Consider the following 20,654-nt stretch of genomic DNA (forward strand, 5'->3'; position numbering starts at 1 on the left):
CCATTCCATTTCATGAAATGATAGCGCTATAATAGGATTCTGCAAGCCAGTCCAACCGGAATGAATTTGGGTAAACGAGGAGATAAAGTTGAATCTGACTTCACTATGGAACAAACGTAAAAGCATCGTATTTACATGGCTCATTTCCTATTCGGCGGTTTTAATCGTGCCGATTATAATTAGCCTGATCATTTATTCGCAATCCAGTATGGCGCTCAAAAGTGAAATTCACCGCGCGAACGATTCCTTGCTGAAGCAGGTGCGGTATACGATCGACAATCAGATTGATTTAATGAAGCGGCTCAACATGGAGCTGACTTGGAACTCCAAGCTGCAAGCCTTGATCAATTCTACAGGCAAGGCTAGCGAGGCTCAATATGGCGCCTATCAATTGGTGAAAGATTTCCGCACGTACAAAACGTCCTATGCGTCGATAGACGAGTTTTATGTCGCTTGGGAGCAGGGTGCTTCCATCTTGCGTCCAGGCAATGTCAGAGACTTGCCGACCGCATTTCAGACGATTCACCAGACAGGGGCGATGACATACGAGGAGTGGCTGGATACGATCCGCCAATCGGCGAGCAACCGGTTTACGCTGCTGCCAAGAGGGGATGCCCCGGGGACGAAGCAGTCTATCGCCTATATTACACATTTGCCCAAAGATTTGAGCGGCCAGGAAACCGGTACGGTTGTCGTCATGGCAGATACGGTCCGTTTCAGCGCGGCCATCGAGAACATCTCGGGCTTCAGCGGCGGCCAAGTGCTTGTCCTGAATGCGGATAACGAAGTGCTATTGTCCAATAAGCCGGTAACGGAAGACATCGCTCGTCTGCTGAACAATCACCTGAACGGGCTAAGTCCGGCATCTGCTTCTGAAACAGACGGCAATCTGGAATTGTTCTATATGTCATCGGCCGTATCGGATTTGAAATATATGCTCGTCATACCTAGCAATATCTATTGGCAGAAAGCGGAGTATGTCCGCAAATTCACTTATATTAGCATTGGTATCAGCATTCTTGGGGCCATGGTGCTGACATGGTTTTTCATGCGCCGCAATTACTCGCCGATTAAGCAAATCGTACAATCGCTCATGGACCGAAGCGTGCAGGAGGAGCGGGTGGAGTGGAATGAGCTTAGCTTTATCGAACGGGCAATTACGAGAACCCGAAGCGAGAAGGAACAGATCGCCACGGAGCTGAAAATTCATCAGCATGCGCTTCGTTCGAATATGTTCAACCGGCTGTTGAAGGGCAGGGTCGATACGCTCGTGCCTTACGAGGAGGCATTCAAATCTTTCGGCATCGAGCTGCAATCCGATCAGTTCGCCATTATTTTGTTCGCGGTGGAGAATGGTGACAGCATTTCCTCCGAGCTGCCAGGGCTGGACGGGGGAGCGAAGCAGAAGCTGCTCCAATTCATCATTACGAATGTCGTGGAGGAGCTGTCGGGGCAGCAGGGCCATTACGGCTATGTGGCCGAAATTGACGAGATGATGGCCTGCATCGTCAATTTATCGGAAGCGGATTCAGCGGGCCGCAAGGATGATTTGCAGCAAATCGCTTCTGAGGCGCAGCGTTTCCTGATGCGTTTCCAGATGGATTTGACCGTCTCCATCAGCGGTACTCACACTTCGCTGCCGGGCATTGCGGAGGCGTATCAGGAGGCTGTCGATGCGATGGAGTATAAGATGGTGCTGGGCAAAAAGGGCATTATCCACTACGATGATATTCGGAGCGATGGCGGCGAGGCGGTGCAATCCGGTTATTACTATCCGCTGCAAGTGGAGCAGCAGATGATCAATTTCATTAAAGCCGGCGATTTCACCCAAGCCTCCTATTACATGAACGACATCATGCAGCGCAACTTCGCCCAGCCGATAATGTCGCTGACGCTGGCGAAGACGCTCATCTTCAATCTCGTCGGAACGATGGCGAAGGCGATTAATGAGCTGGGGGACGGGGAAAGCAGCCTGCTTGGCGACAATCCGCTCTGGATGGAAAAGATACTGGCCTGCGATACGATCCAGGAGATGCAAAATGAGCTGCAGCAGCTGCTTGGAGAGGTTTGCGCCTTTGCGGCAGCGCGCAACGAAAGCCATATGACGCAGGAGCGGGCGGAGTCGCTTCGCGGACTTGCGCAGGACGTTGTACGCTATATCGAGGAGGAGTACCGTGATCCGAATCTGAACGTCAACATGATCGGCGAGCGGTTTGATCTGAAAGGCAGCTATCTATCCAAGCTGTTCAAAAGCCAGGTCGGCGAGGGGCTTCTTGATTTTATCCATAAATTCCGGATCGAACAGGCGAAGGAGCTGATCCGCTGCAAGCAGAGCTCGATTTCTGACATTGCCAAGCAGGTCGGCTACAATGAGGCTGCCACCTTCATTCGTGTATTCAAGAAATTCGAGGGCATAACGCCTGGTAAATATAAAGAAATGATCTGAATGCTGGGGGATAACGATGATGAAGAGGATTAGGCAAAAAATTGCTGTGCTTCTGCCGGCTTTGCTGGCAACTGTACTTCTAGCCGGCGCTTGCGGCCAGAGCGGTTCATCCCGTCCGGCAGAGCAGGCAGGAGAGAAAGGCTATAAGCTCACTTACTGGGCGGAGCTTAACGGCAATGCGGCGAGCGTAAAGCCGACCTTCCAAGACGTGCCTTTCTTCCAGGAATGGCAGAAACGGACGGGCGTGCAGCTGGAATTTATTCAGCCGCCGGCCAATCAGGCGCAGGAAGTCATTAATGTGCTGCTAGCCTCAGGCGAGCTGCCGGATATGATTGAATACGAGTGGTCGAATTTTCCCGGCGGCCCGGCTAAAGCGATATCTGACGGCTATTTGCTGCGGCTCAACGATGCTATTGACCGTTACGCGCCTAATCTGAAAGCTTATTTGAAAGCGCATCCCGAAATCGACAAGCAGATTAAGACCGATGACGGCAGCTATTATGTGTTTCCATTCATCCAGAACGACGATACGCTACGTACCTATCAGGGTCCGATTATCCGCAAAGACTGGCTTGACGAGCTGGGTTTGGAGGTTCCCGCAACGATAGAGGAATGGCATGAAGTTTTGAAAGCGTTTAAAGAGAAAAAGGGCATCCTTGCTCCGCTGACGTTTCTGGGCGTTCCGAACGTGCTGTTTGGCGTTGAAAACGGCAGCTTCATCGGCGCTTACGGTATTAAGAAAGGGTTCTATATTGACGAAGGCGTAGTGAAATACGGACCTGCCGAGCCGGGCTATAAGCAGTTTCTCGCCTTGTTCCGCGATTGGTATGCGGAAGGCTTGATCGATATTAATATGGCGACGGTGGATACCAAAACGCTGGATGCCAGCATGCTGTCCGGCAGATCGGGGGCCAGCATCTGGAACGCCGGCGCGGGCATCGGCACCTGGCAGCCGATTATGCAGGCAAAGGATCCCAAAGCCAGATTTGTACCGGCTCCCTATCCCGTGCTCCATAAAGGCGAGAAGCCGAAGTTTGGCCAGCGTGTTCATACGTATATGAGCAGCGGCGGCGTTGGCATCTCGGCCAAAAGCGAGCATGTTGAGGAAGCGGTTCGGCTGCTGGATTACGGCTATGGGGAGGAAGGCCATCTGCTGTTCAACTTCGGCATTGAAGGGACCAGCTACAAGATGGTCGACGGCTATCCGGCCTATACCGATCTCATCTTGGCCAATCCCGACAAGCTGGCGCCTTCGCAAGCTTTAGCGATGTACACGAGAGCGAGCTATTTCGGCCCGTTCGTCCAAGACAAACGGTATATCGAGCAGTATTATTCACTGCCGGAGCAGAAGCAGGCTATTGCAATGTGGGCGAATACCGATGCGGACAAGCATAATTTTCCGCCTGTGCAGAAGAGCGAGAAGGAGAGCGCGGAGTTCTCGGCTATCATGCAGGATGTTACAACGCTCGTGGATGAGATGTCGCTGAAAATTATTTTGGGCATCGAGCCGCTTGATGCCTTCGATAGCTATGCGGCCCAGCTGAAGGAGCTGGGCATTGAGCGTGCGGTCGCGATTCAAAAAGCGGCGTTTGACCGGTACAATGACCGGTAACGTTGGAGAGATGAGCAGCGAAAATAAGGTGATCCGGCAGCAAAATGCCGGATTGCGTTTTTTTCCATTTTTGGTATAATAAAAAATGAATTCGATTTCATTTTCGATTGGATTTCAGTTTAGCTGATAGATTTCTACATAAGGCTTCGCTAACATACATTTTTATTCCGGTGATAAGCTCTTCTGCTATATTTGGAGCTTCTCATAGCAAGAGATGAAAGACGTTAATTTTTGAAACCGATTACATTCGAAAAGGAGGTGCTGCGATCGAACAGCGGGAGTCTGCTCCCTGCGCACGGAAGTCAAGTTGCTTACTCCAGATTACGCCTTTCGCTTCAATCGCTTTAATTTGCGTACAGATTGGCAAAGCCTGAAGTCAGTCAGACAGAACTCCAATGCAATATATAAAAAATGGGAGGTTGGATGATGATGAAAAGAATGTTCCTGCTCACGATGTCTTTTGTTGTGCTGCTCGGCTTAATTGTAATTACTCCGAAACCGGCTACCGTAGAAGCGGCGTTTGGACCCTCCGATTTCTTGAAAACAAGCGGCAAAGTGATTCGCAACAACTCCGGTACCGGGGCAATCGTTAATTTGCGCGGCCCGAATCTAGGCGGCTGGCTGCTTCAGGAAGAATGGATGTCGCCGATGAATACGCCGGATCAATATACACTTACGCAGACACTGTGGAACCGCTTCGGAACAGACGGCAACCATAACCTGCAGAACAGCTACCAGGACATATGGATTCAGGCCAGCGACCTGGACAATATTAAAAATATGGGGCTGAACTCGGTACGGGTGCCGATTTACTGGGAGGATTTCATGAACCCGGACGGCACGATGAAGCCTGACTCCATCTCCTTCAGGGAGCTGAATTGGCTCGTTGCCGAAAGCGCGCAGCGCAATATTTATGTTATTATCGATTTCCACGGCGTGCAGGGCGGAGCTTGTCCATGGCATTCCTGCGGCATTTCGAACTCCAATCAACTGTGGACAAATACGACTTATCAGGATCGCACGGTGCAAATCTGGGAGCGTATCGCAACCTACTATAACGGCAACCCGACGATTGCCGCTTATGATCTGCTGAACGAGCCGCTCGTATCGAACGGTGCAGCGGAGAACGCCGCGCAAATTAAGAAGAAATTCGATTATTATGACCGGCTGTACAAGGCAGTAAGGGCCAAGGATCCTAATCATATTATTATGATTGCGGCATTTTTCGACTGGGAGCAAGCACTGCCGCCGTCAACGTACGGCTGGACGAACGTCGTCTACGAGACGCATAACTACAACTTTGACCAATATGACAACTGGAGCGTAACGAATGCGATGATGGATAACTGGCTGTCGAAGATGGCGCAGTATCAAACGGCTTGGAACGTTCCTGTCTATGCGGGCGAATTCTCTTATGGCCAGCTTGATCTTTGGGAGAAATGGCTGGGCGGCTTGAATGCGCTGAACGCCTCTTGGTCCAACTGGTCTTATAAAGTAAGAGGCGGCGGCAATTGGGGCTATTACAACAACAATAACAATCCGGTTCCTGACATCTATAACGACAGCGCAGCGACGATCGTTGCCAAGTGGAACAGGTTCCAGACTTCCTATTTCCAGCCAAACACCGGCCTGATCAACGTGATTAAGAAATATTCCACTCAAGCTCCTGCACCGGTAACGAGCACCTCCAGCATTCAAGCGCTTGCCAACAACAGCTATGTGAGCGCGGAAAATGCAGGAGCCGGCTCGCTTGTTGCCAATCGTGCGACAGTAGGCGGCTGGGAGAAGTTCACCGTCATTAATAATGCAGACGGTACAATCTCGCTCCTGTCCGCAGCCAACAACCGATATGTAACAGCCGTTATCGATGAGAATAATCAGCTCGTTGCACGGGCAACCTCGATCCAGGGTTGGGAGAAATTCCGCAGAATAGATCGTGGCAATGGCAAAATAGCGCTGCAAGCGGTAGCGAACAACAAATATGTAAGCGCTGACCAAAATCTGGGCTCCGTTCTATACGCGAATCGTGACACGGTGTCCCAGTGGGAAGAGTTTGTTATTACGTCAGCGCCTTAATGGAATGAGATAGCAGCAAAAGAGCTGTTCTCCGCGTGGCCCTATGGGCTCGTTGGAGAACAGCTCTTTTGTCTGTCAGCTAAGCGATTTCTTCTTCGCAGCGGGCATCGATTGGAATAAGGTGACTTTGTTTTTACCGGTCGTCTTGGAGTGATACATCGCTTCGTCAGCCAGCTTCACCAGTTCCTGTACAGTGCCGGCGTCCTTCGAGGTGCTGACTCCGACGCTAATCGTTACGATCGTCTCCTGCTCCACACGCTTGCGGATCGATTCTGCAACCCGGTCAGGCTTTACTTTATCGGTGCCGATGCAAGCGAGCAGCTCTTCGCCGCCATAGCGGCCTGCCGTGCCGATGCCGGCCGATTCTTCTTTAATAATCTCAGACACTTGCTTTAGCACGCCGTCGGCTTTGTGGTGGCCCTGTGTGTCATTGAGCTTCTTGAAGTTGTCGATATCGCAAAAAATAACGGCTGTACCCCGCGATCTGCTCAGCAGCTGCTCTGCCTTCAAATTGAAATGCCTGCGGTTGTACAGGCCGGTCAAGCCATCCGTTATCGAAGATTGATACGTTAGCATCAGCCGCTCGATGACCCACTGGAACAACAGCAGAAACAGCTGCGTGAAATAGACGATCGGAAGCAGATGACTGAGCAGCATCAGCCAAGCGACCGATCCATGGAAGACGTAGCCGTCCGCGATACGGGACAGTTCAATAATGAAATAAGTGATCAGGCTTGCGGAATACCGCGTATTCATCTCCGTGCCCTTCGTATCAAGCAGGATGAGGAAGGTTACGATCAGCGAATAGAAGTCCAGCGCCAGGAATCGGATCTGCTCGCCAGCGGCAGCCGCTTCTATCGACGAAGGGAAAAAAGCGTAATGCGCTCCAGCAATGACGAAGGTCAAGCCGATCATGATAATGAACGGGATACTTTTTAGCCGGGCGCTCCGATGAGTATATAATTTCATGAACACAAAGTTTATAATAATAAAAGAAACGATTTGCGTAATGGATGCCGTCACTTGAAGCCACGGCGGCGCAGCTTGTTCAGGATAGGAAATCCAGGCGAGCAGCAGCTGCTGAATCATAAATAAAGGCAAGGCCGAGGTCAGCAAGCGGTAAACGCGCTTGTTCCGGTAGCTGGCATACAGCCGCAGGGACATAAACAGCATCAGCATTAAAATCACGATGACGCAGGCGGAAGAAATCAGCTGGCCGTCTGGGCCTGCTAACCATTGAATAATTGACATAGTTATGTATCACCGCATTTTTAATAGAATGTTGGCCTGCTTGCAGAAACATATGTTCTATACTATCATGTTTTACGGCAGGCGAAAAGTGTCGAAATGCAAATAGGTTACGAGGAGGAAGGACAATTGAACATACTTCAGGCATTATTTTTCCCGCCGGAGCAGCCGGGCGGGGTGTCCTCCATGGTCCCATATATTCAAGACCGTTTTACGAAGCTAGGCTGGCAAATGGAACTGTTCTCGCTGCCCAAGCGGGTTAGAGGAAAAGGACAGGAGGATATCGTCTTCGAGACGTTTGATGTAACGGAATTCGCAGGCAATCCGATTGTCGACAAATATTTGCAAACGTTTCGCGATTACATTTGGTGGACCCGTCTGAGAAATAAAGGGTCTTACGATATTATTCATGCGCATCACCCTATTGCAGCGCTGGTCATGAAGCAGCTGTACCCGGATACGCCGGTGATGATGACGATTCACTCCAGTTATGAGCGGGAGCTCATTCTGAACGGCAAAATTGCCGAGAACGGGCCGGAGCATCAGTTTCTGACAAAGCTCTACGGCGAGCTGGAAGTAAAGCTGGACCGGCTGTTGACCGTGTCGGAATCTTTCCGTGCTTATATTTCTCCCTATATAAAAGACGCCGATCAAATTAAAGTGATTCCGAACGGCTTTGATGAAAAAAGATTCAAGCCGATCGCCCACGAGAATGCGGTGCCGCAGCTCATTACGGTATGCCGTCTCGTTCCGGCGAAAGGGCTGGATGTGCTGCTGCACGCCTGTGCGGAGCTGAAACGGAACGGACATCCATTCGTTCTTCATATTATTGGCGACGGTCCGATCCGCGAGGAGCTGGAGCAGCTTGCGGTGGAGCTCGATTTGTACGATGACATCATTTTTTACGGCTACATGCTTCATCCTGAGGAGTTCATGCCCTTCTTTGATATATTCGTTCTTCCATCCCGCGCGGAGGCATTTGGCTCCGTATTCGCAGAAGCGGCGCTTTGCTGGCTCGCTCTTGTCGGCACGAATGTTGGCGGCATTGCCGAGCAGATCGAAGACGGCGTGAACGGCCTGCTCGTTCCTCCCGAGGACCCGGTCGCTTTGGCCGGTGCGCTGGAGAAGCTCGTGTCCGATCCGATATACCGGTACAACATTGCGAGATCGGGCTGGGATAAGGCGAAGAAGGTCTATTCCCTGCAGCGTGTGATCTCTCAATTGAAAAAAGTCTATTTGTCCTATAAAACGGAGGTGTAGCGGTTGTCCGCGCCTTTTCGATTTATTCATGCCGCCGATCTGCATCTGGACAGTCCTTTCCGCGGCATGAGCAAGGCGCCGGAGGGGTTGAAGGCGCAATTGCTGGCCTCTACCTTCGGCGCGCTGCGCGCTTTGACAGAGACGGCTATCCGCGAGCAGGTTGATTTCATCGTATTGTCTGGCGATCTCTATGACAGCGCAGACCGTTCGCTGAAGGCTCAATTGCAGCTGGTCAAAGAATGGGAGCGGCTGCAGGAGCACGGCATAGCCGTGTTCGTTATCCATGGCAATCACGATCCGATGAACGGTGCGAGAGCGGAGCTGCAGCTTCCGGCTTCCGTCACCGTTTTTGGCGCTGACCGGATGGAATACAGGCCGGCTTACTGCAGAAGCGGTGAGCTGGCTGCTTTTGTATACGGGATGTCTTACGGTACCCGTCATGTTACGGACAACTTGGCTGCTGCATATGAAGCAGAGCCGGGAGCGCCATTTCATATTGCGATGCTCCATGGCAACGTGAACGGGGATGCGTCGCATGATCCATATGCGCCTTGCAGCTTGGACGAGCTGGTCGGCGGCAAGGGCTTCGATTATTGGGCGCTTGGCCATATTCATACGAGACAGGTGCTGCACCAATATCCGTATGTCGTATATCCCGGCAACATACAGGGGAGAAATCCACGAGAGGCGGGCGAGAGAGGCTGCTACATCGTGGATGTATCCCCGTCGCGTGCGGTCTCTCTCACTTTTGCGCCGCTTGATGAGGTGCGCTGGCTGGAAGCGGAGCTGCCGATTGCAGGCATATTGTCGGAGCAGGAGCTTCTCGGCAGGCTCGATGAGCTGGCGGACCGGCTCGCTGCATCGGGAGAAGGACGCTCTGTTATGCTTCGGCTGCAGCTTACTGGCCGGGGACCGCTTCATGCGAAGCTGACGGATGCGCTTGTGCGCCGAACGCTGCTGGAGCAGCTGCAGGAGACGAGAACGGAGCCGGTGCATGAGGTCTGGAGCTGGATCTATGCGCTGGAGGCGAATACCGCGTCAGAGCTGCAGCTGGAGGGCTTGGCGGATGAAGACAGCTTTGCCGGCGAGCTGAGCCGTGTAACGGCAGCTTTGCTGGCTGATAAGGAGTCATGGAGAACGTTTGCCCGGGAGGCGATTGAGCCGTTAGCCGCTCATGCTAAGCTTAGCCGCTTGCTTCGCGGCAGCCTGGAGGAGCTTCCTGACCGCTGGCTGGAGCAGGCGAGAGAGCTGACGCTGGGACTAATGGACGGTGAAGGGAGGAAGGACGGATGAAGCTGCTTGAGGCGCAAATTGACGGATTTGGCCAGCTGCAAGGACTGCAATGCCGGCTGGACGGCAAGTCGGCAATCATATACGGTCTCAATGAAGCGGGCAAAAGCACGCTGATGGGCTTTATCCGGACGATGCTCTACGGCTTTGCTAGACGCAACGGACCACCCGCCGATCGTCAGGAGCCGGTCAACGGCGGAAGTCATGGCGGCCGTCTAATGTTTGCCGATGAAAGCGGAGACGTCTATAGTGTAGAGCGGTATGCTTCCGTTAACGGAGGCAAGCCGAAGGTGACGGCGCTGCAGACAGCGGACGGGGCAGCGGGCTCCGGCGAAGAGCGCTGGATGACGCAGGAGGAATGGGAGCGCCGTTTCTTGAACGGAACGGGTGAAACCGCCTATCGCCAGCTGTATGCGATTACGCTAACGGAGCTTCAGCAGGTTGGGGCGCTGGCTGGAGACGAGCTCGGCCGCTATCTATATGACGCCGGCTGGGAGAGCGGCAAAGCGGTTGGACAAGCCGAGAAACGGCTGCAGCAAGAGATGGAGTCGCTGTTTAAGCCGCGAGGAGTTAATCAGCAGATGAACCGGCAGTTGAAGTCGCTGGAGAGAACGGAAGCCGAGCTTCGCAAGCAAGCTGACGCGATCTCCGGCTACAATGCGCTGAAGCGTCAGCTGGAGCAGCTGGATGAGCAGCTGGCAGACTTGGATGAAAGGCTGCCCGGCCAACTGGAGCAAGTACGCTTGCTGACGAAAGCGAATGCTGTCCGCCCGCAATGGCTGGAGCGGCTGGAGCTGACGGCGGAGCGGGAAGGTGTCGCTGCAGCGGAGCGGATAACGGGTGAAGCGGAGCACCGCTGGCTGGAGCTGGAACGGGAGCGTTCCGGACGCCAGGCTGAGCTTGAGCAGAATCAGCAGGAGCTTGAGCTTATTGTAGGCAAGCGGGAAGGCTTGCAGGTTGATGAGTCCTTGCTTTCCCGTGCGGATGAAGCTGATGCTCTGATGCTGGAAAGCGAACGGATGGTGCTGCTGAAAGAAGAGCGCATTGAGCTGGCGGCCGAGCTGCGCAGCGACGAGGAGGCGATCGGGCGGCTGATCGCCCGCATCGCGCCGGACTGGACCGAGGAGGAGCTTCGCGCCTTGAAGCTGACTGTCGCGGACCGTGAGTATGTGCGCGGCGTAAAGCAGCGGGATATGGAGCACGCGCGCCAGCAGGAGCGTGTGCAAGCCGATCTGAGCCATGCGTTAGAGACGGAGCGGGACGCGGCTCATTCGCTTGGTGAGGCCGAAGCGCTGCTGGCGGCGGAGGAGCGGGAAGGTCAGGCTGGCGGCGTGAGCAGCTACCTATTCGCTCCGCAGACAAGCGAAGCGCTGCTAGCGGCATGGAATGACTGCGAGTCGGCGCTGCGGGATTGGGAGCTGGAGCGGCTGCAAAGCGATGCCGCTCCAGGGCCGGAGGCAGCCCGCAGCGAAGCCGGGCTGCTGCTGTGGGCAGGCGCCGCGGCAGCAGCAGGCGCGGCTATGGCCTTGGCTGTGCTGGCGCCGGGTAATGGCGCAGCTGTCTTGGGCGCCGCTGCCGCGGCAGCGCTGCTGGCGGCGCTTGCTTGGTGGCGCGGCCGCAGCACGCAGGGCGGCCGGTATGGCGCCGCCGGCGAAGCGGCGGGGCTGCGCAGCAGCGGGCGGCGGCAGGGCCGCGGACGGGGCCATGGACAGAGCCGCTACAGCAGCGGCGCTAGTGGCGAAGCTGCGGCGGCGCGCCATGCAGGCGAGCGCGGCAGGCGGCTCGCTGCGGGCCGTGAAGCAGCCGCATTGCGGCCAGCGGCGCAGCGCGTGAACGCGGCGCTTGCTGCGCTGCTGCAAGCGCCTGCGGAAGCGGCGGCCGCGTTGCTCGCCGCGCCGGCAGCAGGCGGCGCAGGCATGCCCGCTGCGCCGGAGCTGGCGCTGGCGGCTCGGCATGCGCGCGAGCAGCTGCGTGCAGCCGTGACCGCGCGGCGCGAAGCGCTGCAGCGCCGCGAGCAGCTGCAGCAAAGCCGGCTGGAGCTGGGGAACCGGCTCCAGCGGCTGCGTGCCGCAGCGGAAGAGCGCCGCGCCGCCGCAGCAGAAGCGGCGCAGCAGCGCGATGCAGCCGCCGGCGCTTGGCGCGGCTGGCTTGCGGCGCTTGCGCTGCCGCAGGCAATGTCGCCGGATGCGGCGCTCGAAGTGTTCGAGCTTGCCGAGCAGGCGCTGCAGCGGCTGGCACAACGCGAACGCCGCGCCGCGAAATACGCCGCTGCAGGGCGGCAGCTCGCCGCATTCGAGGCGCAGGCTGCGGAGCTTTGCGCCTTGCTGCCCGAGGCGGCGAAGGCAAGCCCGCCGCTCTCGCTGCGGCTGCTGCAAGCCGAGCTGCGCCGGCAGGAAGCGGCGCAGCAAGAAGCAGCTCGCCTGGATGAGCGGCTCGCCGCACTGAAGCTTGCCGTTCGCGATGTTACCGCGCGAATCGATAGCGCCAATGCCGAGACGGTGGAGCTCGTCTGGCAGGCGGGCATGGAGTCGGCTGCGGAATACGCCGCAGCACTGTCTCTTCGCCCGCGGCTTTTATCAATCGATGCCGATTTGAACCGGTTGACGATTGAGCTGACGGCAGGCTTGTCCGGGCAGCGTTTCGCTGAACTGGAATCGCTGCTTCAGTCCCATGACGAGGCTGAACTAATGCAGCTTCATGCTGCAGCGGCTGAGGAGCTCGACAACACCGAACGGATGAAGACGGAAAAGCTGGATGCAAGAGGGAGAATGCGGCAGCAGCTGGAGCAGCTGCTTCAGGAGGACGAAGGACGGAGGCTGCTCGCCGATAAAGAAATGACGATTGCACAGCTGGAGCAGGACAGCGAACGGTATGCGGTACTGGCGGTAAGCGCGGGGCTTATTCGCGCGACAAAGCGGATCTATGAGGAAGAAAGGCAGCCCGAAGTGCTGCGGCTGGCAAGCGAATATGTGCGGGAACTGACAGAAGGCCGGTATGTTCGGATCATAACAACGCCTGACGATCCGGCGATTCGTCTGGAGACGACGGATAAACGTTTCGTTCCGGCCGACAGGCTGAGCAGGGGAACTGCCGAGCAGGTATACTTGGCGATGCGTCTTGCTCTCGCTGAGGAAGCGGCGCATCGCCAGCGGCTGCCTATGCTGCTCGATGATTTATTCGTTAATTTCGACCGGCCGCGGCTCGTGGCGGCTGCCGGGCTTATGAAACGGCTTGCACAATCTCGGCAAATGCTGCTGTTTACTTGCCATGATCACATTCGCGATCTGCTCATTGGATTAATGCCGCAAGCCGCGCATATTCAATTGGAGCGCTGAGCGGCAGCCCTATTACGTTTTGATGGCCATTCGTTTGCGAATAATCAAATAGAGCCATCCTAAGCTGACGAGGCCAAAGATCGGATACAGCGTCGACAGCAGCGGTCCAAAGCCGATCTGGCTGGCGACAAAGCAGCTGAGCAGCACGAGGATCGTAAGCATGGAACGCGACCACTTCAGTCTCTCTTGAAGCTGCAGGGTCAAGCCGTAGATGTCGGCGATGAGCGTTGTGAAAATTTCCGCAAAAATCAAAAATACATAAATGAACTGAACCGTCTGGCCAAGCTGCTTGGCAATGCCGCCCATCGGAATGGCATATTGCTGAATGCCCGGCATATGGACCGAGAGCGCGATATGACCGGCCAGTAGCATGAAGCCGATGCCGATGCTTCCGACCCAAGAACCGAGTATGATCGTTTTCCGGTCGCGGATCTCGGCACCAAGCGGTACGAGCACCGCCTGCGACATCGACAGATTGAAGGCCGTATACAGAAAGGGCGACGCCCAGGCAGCCCAGACGCTATGATCGCTGGGGAGCGAGATGAAGCGGCCGGCGCCGGGCGTGTGGAAGGTGTCGACAATGACGACAACGGTAAACAGCAGCATCAGCGGGACGACGATGGCGTTTACGGTCAATATCGCCTTCATCCCTTTGCGCAGCAAAAAATAACAAGCGGCAATCGTTATAAGCAAACCCGCCTGGTACGATATATTCCAGTTTTCATAAAAGATCGTCCCGGCACCCGCGAGCATCACCGCAGTTACGCCGAGCAGCACAACCAGCATGAAATGGCTGATCCAACGGCCGTATTTTTCGCCAAACAGCGCTTTGTTCAAGTCTTCGTACGATTTGGCCTGAATATCGCTGGAAATGAGCATCATTTTGCTGCCAAGCCAGATGAACATCGCTGTTGCGATTGCTATCGTTAAGGTGCCCCAATAGCCGAAGCGGGTGAAAAACTGCAAAATTTCCTGTCCGGTCGCAAAACCGGCGCCTACGATCGTCCCCATATAGGTGGAAGCGATCTGAAGCACCTTTCCGGTACGTTTCAGCATTATGGCGTCCTCCGTTCGATAAACCTTCTATATATCAATAGGTATGATCGAGAGAGGACGAGCATGACAGCTTGTTCGGTTTTTTAGTATAGCCGCTGCAAAAACAAGAAAAGGGCGCTTCCCGTTCAATAAACGGGGTAGCGCCCTTATTATTAGTTGCGGCTGTTAATCTATAACTGTCGTTCATCCATTCCGTTATACGACTGCTAGCAGCTTAATGGATACGATTTTGCTATGATCGGGATCAAGATCGAGCTTTAACAGCGTGCTTTTTCCTTCATAAGTCAGAATAAAGCTGTTTTGCGTGTTTGGCTTGCCAAGCGCTTTGACTGCCGTCTCTGTTTTATCGCCGACGCGAATACCGCTTATGCCGGTGGAAATGCTGGCATCATAGACTTCAACGTATTGGATGGCGTTTTTACCATTAATGCCAACGGAAAAGCCCTTGTATTCATGGACTTCAATGGATTCGTCCCCGTCTTCAAGCGTGTACGTATCGCCGGCCTCGCCAAATCGTTTGAGCAGCTTGGAGCGGGCGTCGCCAATGGCCAGACCCATAATTAAAGGCTTAGCGGCGTTCCACTGCGGCTCGCTGCTGGCGGAGCTTTTACTGCCGGAATTGTCCGACTTGATATTGGATTCTGCGCTCGTGCCGCCGCCTGGCCCAGGATCAGCCGTTTCACCTGTCGGTTCGCCGCTGATAAGGTTGTTTTTCAAATAATGTTTTTGCGGTGTATCGCCTTGCATATAGGAATTGCCGTTCACGGCATTAGCATCTCCGGTCAGGTCAGGCGTTTCTCCGTTATAATTGCTCTGGCAGCCGGCAGCGACAATCGCCAGCGTTAGCAAGGCGGCCAGTTTTGCACTGTTATGTATTTTTGATCCGCGTTTGCGTCTGTTCATGGCTTCCAACTCTCCCCATTCAGGAATGAAATTCCTGTTCAATTGTATACGTCGGTACGGCGGCCTTGATCATTATATCGGCAATGCGAGTGCAACCTGTAATATCAGAGTCAGGCGATTTGCAAGCGTACAATAACTTCGTACTATTCTAGACGGTTTTAACTGGAAAAAGTTTCTGATTTTTATTGCTCCTTCCAAAAAACTTTGGGCAGCTTCAGTATGGAAGGATGCGCCAATGTCAGCTTTTGCATCATTCGCAGGTTGCGCATTCGGCCGTTCCTATGGTACGTTAACGAAAAGGGATTTTGGTGGAAGGAATGAATACGATGGATATTTTAAAAGAGCGAATTTTACAACAAGGTTTGGTACTTTCGAATGATGTACTCAGACTCGATTCTTTGATCAACCACCAAGTCGATCCGGCTTTGACGATGGAGATGGGCCATGAATTTGCCAAACGTTTCGCGGGCGAGCAAATTACGAAAGTGTTGACAATCGAATCCTCAGGCATTCCTGCTGCATTCGCTGCTGCATATGTGCTGGGCGTTCCGCTCGTGTTCGCACGGCGCAAAAAAACGCTCATTGCGGATCCGGAAGCTTACTGCGAGCGCGTACCTTCGTTTACGAAGGGAATGGTCACCGACATTATGGTGTCCAAGCAGTATTTGACAGCCGATGATAAAGTGTTGTTTATTGACGATATTATTGCAAATGGAGACGCAGCTCGCGGCTTGGTGAAAATTATTGAGCGTTCCGGCGCGCATCTGGTCGGACTGGGTATTGTCGTAGAGAAAACGTTCCAGGCCGGCGGCAGAACGCTGCGCGAGCAAGGCGTCCGGGTGGAGCCGCTTGTGAAAATCGCATCGCTGGCAGACGGCAAGATTACGTTTGAATAGCATGTTCCAGTATATATGCTCTTTTCCGACACGGAGTTTTAGCATATAATAGTTCGTAAGTGACTGAGAGGAGGCATAAGCAATGGGAAACTTATCTGCAGAATTTATGAACGCCAAGTTGAACGATGCGAAGGTTCATTTTGAACGCGCGCTCGATTGCAAACATACTGAATTTGATGATCTGTATCCTTATATGATTGAGCATCCGCAATTTTTCTGGTATAAACGTTATGTAGCCTGGTCGGAGCTGTTGACGATCGTAAAGCTGAGCGAGGAACTGGAGATGGAATGGCGCGATCAGTTTACGGAACGTCAAGCGGATTATATTGCGAAGCGCGTTATGTCCTCGAAAGTGCTGGACGAATGGTACGAGACGGAGACGAATGACTCCAAGGAGCATGTCGGTTAAGCTGAGGCTTCATAACATAATCGGATAGACCAAACCTCAATGGGCTGCTGTAGTCCGTTGAGGTTTTTTTTCAAAACAAGGACAGGGAGGCGAGTCGCTGTGATAAGCGAAGAACAATTGGATCAGTACCGGATTAGCGGTGAATTAGTTAGGGCCGTACGGGATGAAATAGAGGCCAATGATGTGATGGGCATCGTTGTAGCGTGGGATGATTCCACCGTTGTGTTACGAAAAGCGAATCGGCGCGTATTAAAGCTTAGCCGCGGCTATCGCTTCGAACCAGCCGCGAGCGAAAGAGGGACGACTCTTTAAACGCGGCGAAAGGAGCGGGTATAGTGAAGTGTCCGGTTTGTGAAGATGTCCGTATGAGGGAAGTGGAGAAGGACGGCGTTCTGATTGATGTCTGTCCCGAGTGCAAAGGGGTATGGCTCGATCGGGGGGAGCTGGACAAGCTCGTCCAAGGCGTGAAGGAGCTGCGGGAAGAATACGGGCGGGATGACCGGTATAACAATCAGTACAATCAGCCCCAGTCGCAGCCTCCGCAACAGCCTTACGGTCAGCAGCCGCCTCCGTACCAGCAGAACCAAGGATATGGCTATGGCAATGGAAACAACGGCAACGGACAGTACGGCTCCTACAAGGATGGCAAGCACGGTTACCCACACAAGAAGAAAAAGTCGGTTCTAGACGTCTTTGGCGATTTGTTTGATTAAAGGTTTGGACGCCGCTCGTCGGCGCAGGGTTGACCTCTCGGCTTTTCAGCCGAGGGGTCGGCCTTTTTTTGTGTTTTGTGTAATTTGAGATTTATAATTACGATTTATTATAATCGGATTAGATAAGTTTAACTGTTGAACTTTGCGGGAACATTGCATGTGATGGTGGTGGCACTGTGCAATTCTGACATGTACATGGCAGCGAAGCTGCTTCGCTAAGGCTACTCGAACAGTATCCGAGCAGGGCGAGAACTCGCCCGTATGTGCTGCGCTGATTAGCGAAGCTGCTTCGCAAAATTAAGCAAGAAATTTCATTAAATCCAGCCAAAAACGGCCTCGAAATAGCAACAGCGCATCTATTTTCGCAATAGTGTAAGTCAATTTCCGAATAGAGAAAAAAGTTACCTTAGTTGCCGTTATGGAGGTCAAATGAACGTTTTAGCCATCCTTCAGCGAAAATTGTTACGTTAAATAGCGAAGCTGCTTCGCTAAGGCTACTCGAACAGCATCCGAACTGTGCAAGAAGGCGTCCATAAATATTACGCTGATTAGCGAAGCGGCTTCGCAAAATTAAGGAGGAAACTTCATTAAATCCAGCCAAAAACGGCCTCGAGACAGCAATAGCGCATCTATTTTCGCAATAGTGTAAGTCAATTTCCGAATAGAGAAAAAGGTTACCTTAGTTGCCGCTATGGAGGTCAAATGAACGTTTTAGCTATCCTTCAGCGAAAATTGTTACGTTAAATAGCGAAGCGGCTTCGCTAAGGCTACTCGAACCGCATCCGAACTGCACATGAACAAGTCCATAATTAGCTCAGAAGCTTCGCTAAAGCTACTCGAACAGCCTACGAGCAGGGCGAGAACTCGCCCGTATGTGCTACGCTGATTAGCGTAGCGGCCGGACAGCTCGCCACGCAACAAAAAGCTGCCACCCCGAGCAGCTATAAGCGCTCAGGTGACAGCCTGCATGAAGCTGCTGCTTCCGCTGCTTCCAATATTCCCTTACTTCGCGTAATACCCGCCGTCGATCGGCAGCTCGATGCCTGTAATATACGAGGATTCATCGGATGCGAGGAAGAGGGCGCCCTGTGCGATATCTTCCGGCTTGCCGAGCCGCGGCAGCGGTGTTTGTGAGAGGAACCATTGACGCATATTTTCGTCCTTCATCAGGTCGACGGTCATCGGCGTTTCAATGTAGCCGGGATGAATGGAGTTGGCGCGGATGTTATGCTTCGCGTAATCGACAGCCGTCGCTTTCGTCAGCAGCCGTACAGCGCCTTTGCTGGCTGTGTACGGGCCGGCACCGCTGCCGCCGGTCAGTCCGGCAATCGACGATATGTTAATAATCGAGCCGCCGCCGGCTTCGATCATGTGCGGGATAACGTATTTTTGTCCAAGAAAAATACTCGTTACGTTAATCGACATCGTCTTTTCCCAGTTTTCGACGGTTAAGTCCATGTATGGCGTGGCGTTGGAGATGCCGGCGTTGTTGACGAGAATATCGATTTTGCCGAATTTCGCAACCGCCTCATCCACGACGCGAACCCAATCATCCTCGGAAGCTACGTTATGCTTGAAGCCTAGTGCTTCACCGCCGCCTGCTTCAATCTCACGAACGACCTCGTTAATTTTATCCTCCTGCAAGTCAGTAATGACCACTTTAGCGCCTTCTTTGGCGAATAGCAAAGCGTCCGCTTTCCCCATGCCGCCGGCTGCACCTGTAATAATCGCTACTTTGTTAAGAAGTCTTCCCATCATGGATTGCCTCCCCGTTTCTTGAGATTAGATGGTGCTGTTCTTCAGTTGGAGCAATTCGGTAATGCGCTCGTATGAAGTGATGAGCAAATCCTTCTCAGCCTCCGTTAAGTCTGACCAAAGTCCGTCTGTCAGCGTCTGATATTTTTCCAGCATTCGCTCATGGATATGACGGCCGTGATCAGTAAGCTGCAAATAAACTTGCCGCCGGTCCGTTTCAGAGACGACACGCTCCACCAAACCTTTTCGAACGAGCTTGTTGCTTAAATTCGATACGGCCGGGAGTGTAATATCCAATACTCTGGAAAAATAAGAGCTGGTCAGCTGTTTCTCATGAAAGAGTGCCTGCAGAATAAAATATTGCGACGAAGTCAGGTCAAAGTCCGGAAGTTTGGCATAACTCGCGACGATCGTCATCATCTGACGGGCAAACAATTTGTTCAGCTGCTCCTGCTTGTCCATCATCTTCACCTCATATCGATACGAATCAGTCTTTCATTACATGTTTCTAATTAAAGTAGTTAAAAGCTTTTAACAATTTAAATGTATCTTATTTTTTGCAGACAGTCAACCAGCAGGGAGTAAGTGGCAGGTTCAGCAGCTAGATGGAATCCTAATGTGACGGGAGGCAGCAACAACAACAACAATCTATTGAATATTCCTTGACAGGAATATTCCTTAAGTGGTATATTTCAATCAAGGATACGTGAGCTGGTCCGTATGACGATACAGCCTCGGTGAATATCATTCCATAAGGGGCAATGTCAGGATGGAAATTACAACTTTCAGCGCATTATCCGATCCAAACCGGCTGCATATTGTCGAGCTATTGCTGGAAGGCTCCTTGACCGTAGGGGAGATCGCAGAGCGGCTGCAAATCCGTCAGCCTCAAGTTTCCAAGCATTTGCGCATTTTGCTGGATGCGGGACTCGTTGAAGTGCAGGCGGAAGCCAACAGGCGTCGCTATAAGCTGAGGCTGGAGCCTCTGCAGGAAATTGACGCCTGGCTCGCTGATTATCTTCGAATCTGGGATGAACGGTTCGGCAAGCTGGAGCATTATTTGGATCAGCTCAAGGGACGGAAAAACTAATTGATTAACAGGAGGAATGTCAGATGGCGAACAAATTGACATTAAGGCCAGAAGGTTCAGTATTGGTAATGGAGCGGGAATTCAATGCGCCACGCGAGCTTGTGTATGATGCTTACACGCAGGCGGAGCACTTGAAGCATTGGTGGGGGCCTCGCGGCTGGGAATTGTCCTATTGTACTGTCGATTTCCGGCCAGGCGGCGTCTGGCACTATTGCATGAAATGCGTGGACGAGAGCCAAGGCGATTTCTTCGGTTTTGAGTCATGGGGAAAAGGCGTTTACAAGGAAATCGACACGCCTGAATCATTTACTTACGAGGACTTCTTCTCTGATGCCGAGGGCAATGAGACGGAAGGCATGCCATCATCGGTTATTGCGATGTCATTTGAACCGCTTGAAGGCAATCGGACGAGAATGGTTAGCCGGGCGCAATATGAATCGGAAGAAGCGTTGAACAAGGTGCTGGAAATGGGCATGGAGCCGGGTATTACCCAAACGCTGGACCGGCTTGAGGAATATTTGATTACTTTGTAATCATTAAATTAATTGCGGTGTACAGGAGAGAC

The 20,654-nt window shown here is 53.1% G+C and carries 17 protein-coding genes; 12 read left to right on the forward strand and 5 right to left on the reverse strand.

The features are described from left to right. Positions 1 to 88 precede the first annotated feature (88 nt). The 3 genes from ACFVVF_RS25620 (at position 89) to ACFVVF_RS25630 (ending at position 6,134) form a co-directional block, all read left to right on the forward strand. Positions 89 to 2,446: a helix-turn-helix domain-containing protein gene (locus ACFVVF_RS25620; protein ID WP_387815569.1), complete on the forward strand. Its 2,358-nt coding sequence runs from the start codon at positions 89 to 91 to the stop codon at positions 2,444 to 2,446. Positions 2,447 to 2,465: 19 nt separating this feature from the next. Next, a complete protein-coding gene (locus tag ACFVVF_RS25625) occupies positions 2,466 to 4,058 on the forward strand; it encodes an extracellular solute-binding protein (RefSeq protein WP_387815739.1) in 1,593 nt (530 codons plus the stop codon). Between the two features lie 423 nt (positions 4,059 to 4,481). Continuing rightward, a complete protein-coding gene (locus tag ACFVVF_RS25630; protein ID WP_387815571.1) occupies positions 4,482 to 6,134 on the forward strand; it encodes a cellulase family glycosylhydrolase in 1,653 nt (550 codons plus the stop codon). Between the two features lie 75 nt (positions 6,135 to 6,209). Here the strand turns inward: ACFVVF_RS25630 and ACFVVF_RS25635 are convergent, their stop codons facing one another. Next, positions 6,210 to 7,385: a GGDEF domain-containing protein gene (locus ACFVVF_RS25635; protein ID WP_387815573.1), complete on the reverse strand. Its 1,176-nt coding sequence runs from the start codon at positions 7,383 to 7,385 to the stop codon at positions 6,210 to 6,212. Between the two features lie 126 nt (positions 7,386 to 7,511). Between ACFVVF_RS25635 and ACFVVF_RS25640 the strand changes: the two genes are divergently transcribed. The 3 genes from ACFVVF_RS25640 to ACFVVF_RS25650 are packed head-to-tail and all read left to right on the forward strand — an operon-like array spanning position 7,512 to position 13,267. Continuing rightward, positions 7,512 to 8,642 (forward strand): glycosyltransferase family 4 protein, encoded by a 1,131-nt coding sequence (locus ACFVVF_RS25640; RefSeq protein ID WP_387815575.1) that lies wholly within the window; start codon positions 7,512 to 7,514, stop codon positions 8,640 to 8,642. 3 nt (positions 8,643 to 8,645) lie between these two features. Then, entirely contained in the window at positions 8,646 to 9,935 is a 1,290-nt protein-coding gene (locus tag ACFVVF_RS25645; protein ID WP_387815577.1) for a metallophosphoesterase family protein, read from the forward strand. Then, complete coding sequence (locus tag ACFVVF_RS25650) at positions 9,932 to 13,267, forward strand: AAA family ATPase (RefSeq protein WP_387815579.1); 3,336 nt, start codon at positions 9,932 to 9,934, stop codon at positions 13,265 to 13,267. The genes ACFVVF_RS25645 and ACFVVF_RS25650 overlap by 4 nt, the downstream gene beginning before the upstream one ends. A 12-nt stretch (positions 13,268 to 13,279) precedes the next feature. Here the strand turns inward: ACFVVF_RS25650 and ACFVVF_RS25655 are convergent, their stop codons facing one another. Continuing rightward, the gene (locus ACFVVF_RS25655) at positions 13,280 to 14,323 is read right to left on the reverse strand and encodes a YkvI family membrane protein (protein ID WP_387815581.1); all 1,044 of its coding nucleotides are present in this window, start codon (positions 14,321 to 14,323) and stop codon (positions 13,280 to 13,282) included. A gap of 195 nt (positions 14,324 to 14,518) precedes the next feature. Continuing rightward, a complete protein-coding gene (locus tag ACFVVF_RS25660; RefSeq protein ID WP_387815583.1) occupies positions 14,519 to 15,226 on the reverse strand; it encodes a hypothetical protein in 708 nt (235 codons plus the stop codon). A 326-nt stretch (positions 15,227 to 15,552) separates the two neighbouring features. Here ACFVVF_RS25660 and ACFVVF_RS25665 point away from each other — a divergent pair, with 326 nt between their 5' ends. From ACFVVF_RS25665 to ACFVVF_RS25680, 4 genes are all read left to right on the forward strand, one after another. After that, positions 15,553 to 16,122, forward strand: coding sequence for a xanthine phosphoribosyltransferase (locus ACFVVF_RS25665; protein WP_387815585.1), 570 nt, complete (start codon positions 15,553 to 15,555; stop codon positions 16,120 to 16,122). Between the two features lie 82 nt (positions 16,123 to 16,204). Continuing rightward, entirely contained in the window at positions 16,205 to 16,531 is a 327-nt protein-coding gene (locus ACFVVF_RS25670; protein ID WP_042159535.1) for a hypothetical protein, read from the forward strand. Positions 16,532 to 16,630: 99 nt separating this feature from the next. Further along, positions 16,631 to 16,843: a hypothetical protein gene (locus tag ACFVVF_RS25675; RefSeq protein WP_387815587.1), complete on the forward strand. Its 213-nt coding sequence runs from the start codon at positions 16,631 to 16,633 to the stop codon at positions 16,841 to 16,843. 23 nt (positions 16,844 to 16,866) lie between these two features. Beyond that, positions 16,867 to 17,244, forward strand: coding sequence for a TFIIB-type zinc ribbon-containing protein (locus ACFVVF_RS25680; RefSeq protein ID WP_387815589.1), 378 nt, complete (start codon positions 16,867 to 16,869; stop codon positions 17,242 to 17,244). 1,002 nt (positions 17,245 to 18,246) lie between these two features. Here ACFVVF_RS25680 and ACFVVF_RS25685 read toward each other — a convergent pair. Both ACFVVF_RS25685 and ACFVVF_RS25690 read right to left on the reverse strand, forming a co-directional pair. Next, on the reverse strand, positions 18,247 to 18,999 hold the full coding sequence (locus ACFVVF_RS25685; RefSeq protein ID WP_387815741.1) for an SDR family NAD(P)-dependent oxidoreductase: 753 nt from the start codon (positions 18,997 to 18,999) through the stop codon (positions 18,247 to 18,249). A gap of 27 nt (positions 19,000 to 19,026) precedes the next feature. Next, positions 19,027 to 19,464 (reverse strand): MarR family transcriptional regulator, encoded by a 438-nt coding sequence (locus ACFVVF_RS25690; protein ID WP_387815591.1) that lies wholly within the window; start codon positions 19,462 to 19,464, stop codon positions 19,027 to 19,029. A 304-nt stretch (positions 19,465 to 19,768) separates the two neighbouring features. Here ACFVVF_RS25690 and ACFVVF_RS25695 point away from each other — a divergent pair, with 304 nt between their 5' ends. Both ACFVVF_RS25695 and ACFVVF_RS25700 read left to right on the forward strand, forming a co-directional pair. Continuing rightward, positions 19,769 to 20,089 (forward strand): ArsR/SmtB family transcription factor, encoded by a 321-nt coding sequence (locus ACFVVF_RS25695; protein ID WP_042159545.1) that lies wholly within the window; start codon positions 19,769 to 19,771, stop codon positions 20,087 to 20,089. Positions 20,090 to 20,112: 23 nt separating this feature from the next. Beyond that, positions 20,113 to 20,622 carry an SRPBCC domain-containing protein gene (locus tag ACFVVF_RS25700; protein ID WP_387815593.1) on the forward strand — a complete coding sequence of 170 codons (510 nt, stop codon included), beginning with the start codon at positions 20,113 to 20,115 and terminating at the stop codon, positions 20,620 to 20,622. The last annotated feature ends 32 nt before the right edge of the window (positions 20,623 to 20,654 follow it).

The organism is Paenibacillus sp. NPDC058174 (genome assembly GCF_042883865.1).
Taxonomy (GTDB): Bacteria; Bacillota; Bacilli; order Paenibacillales; family Paenibacillaceae; genus Pristimantibacillus.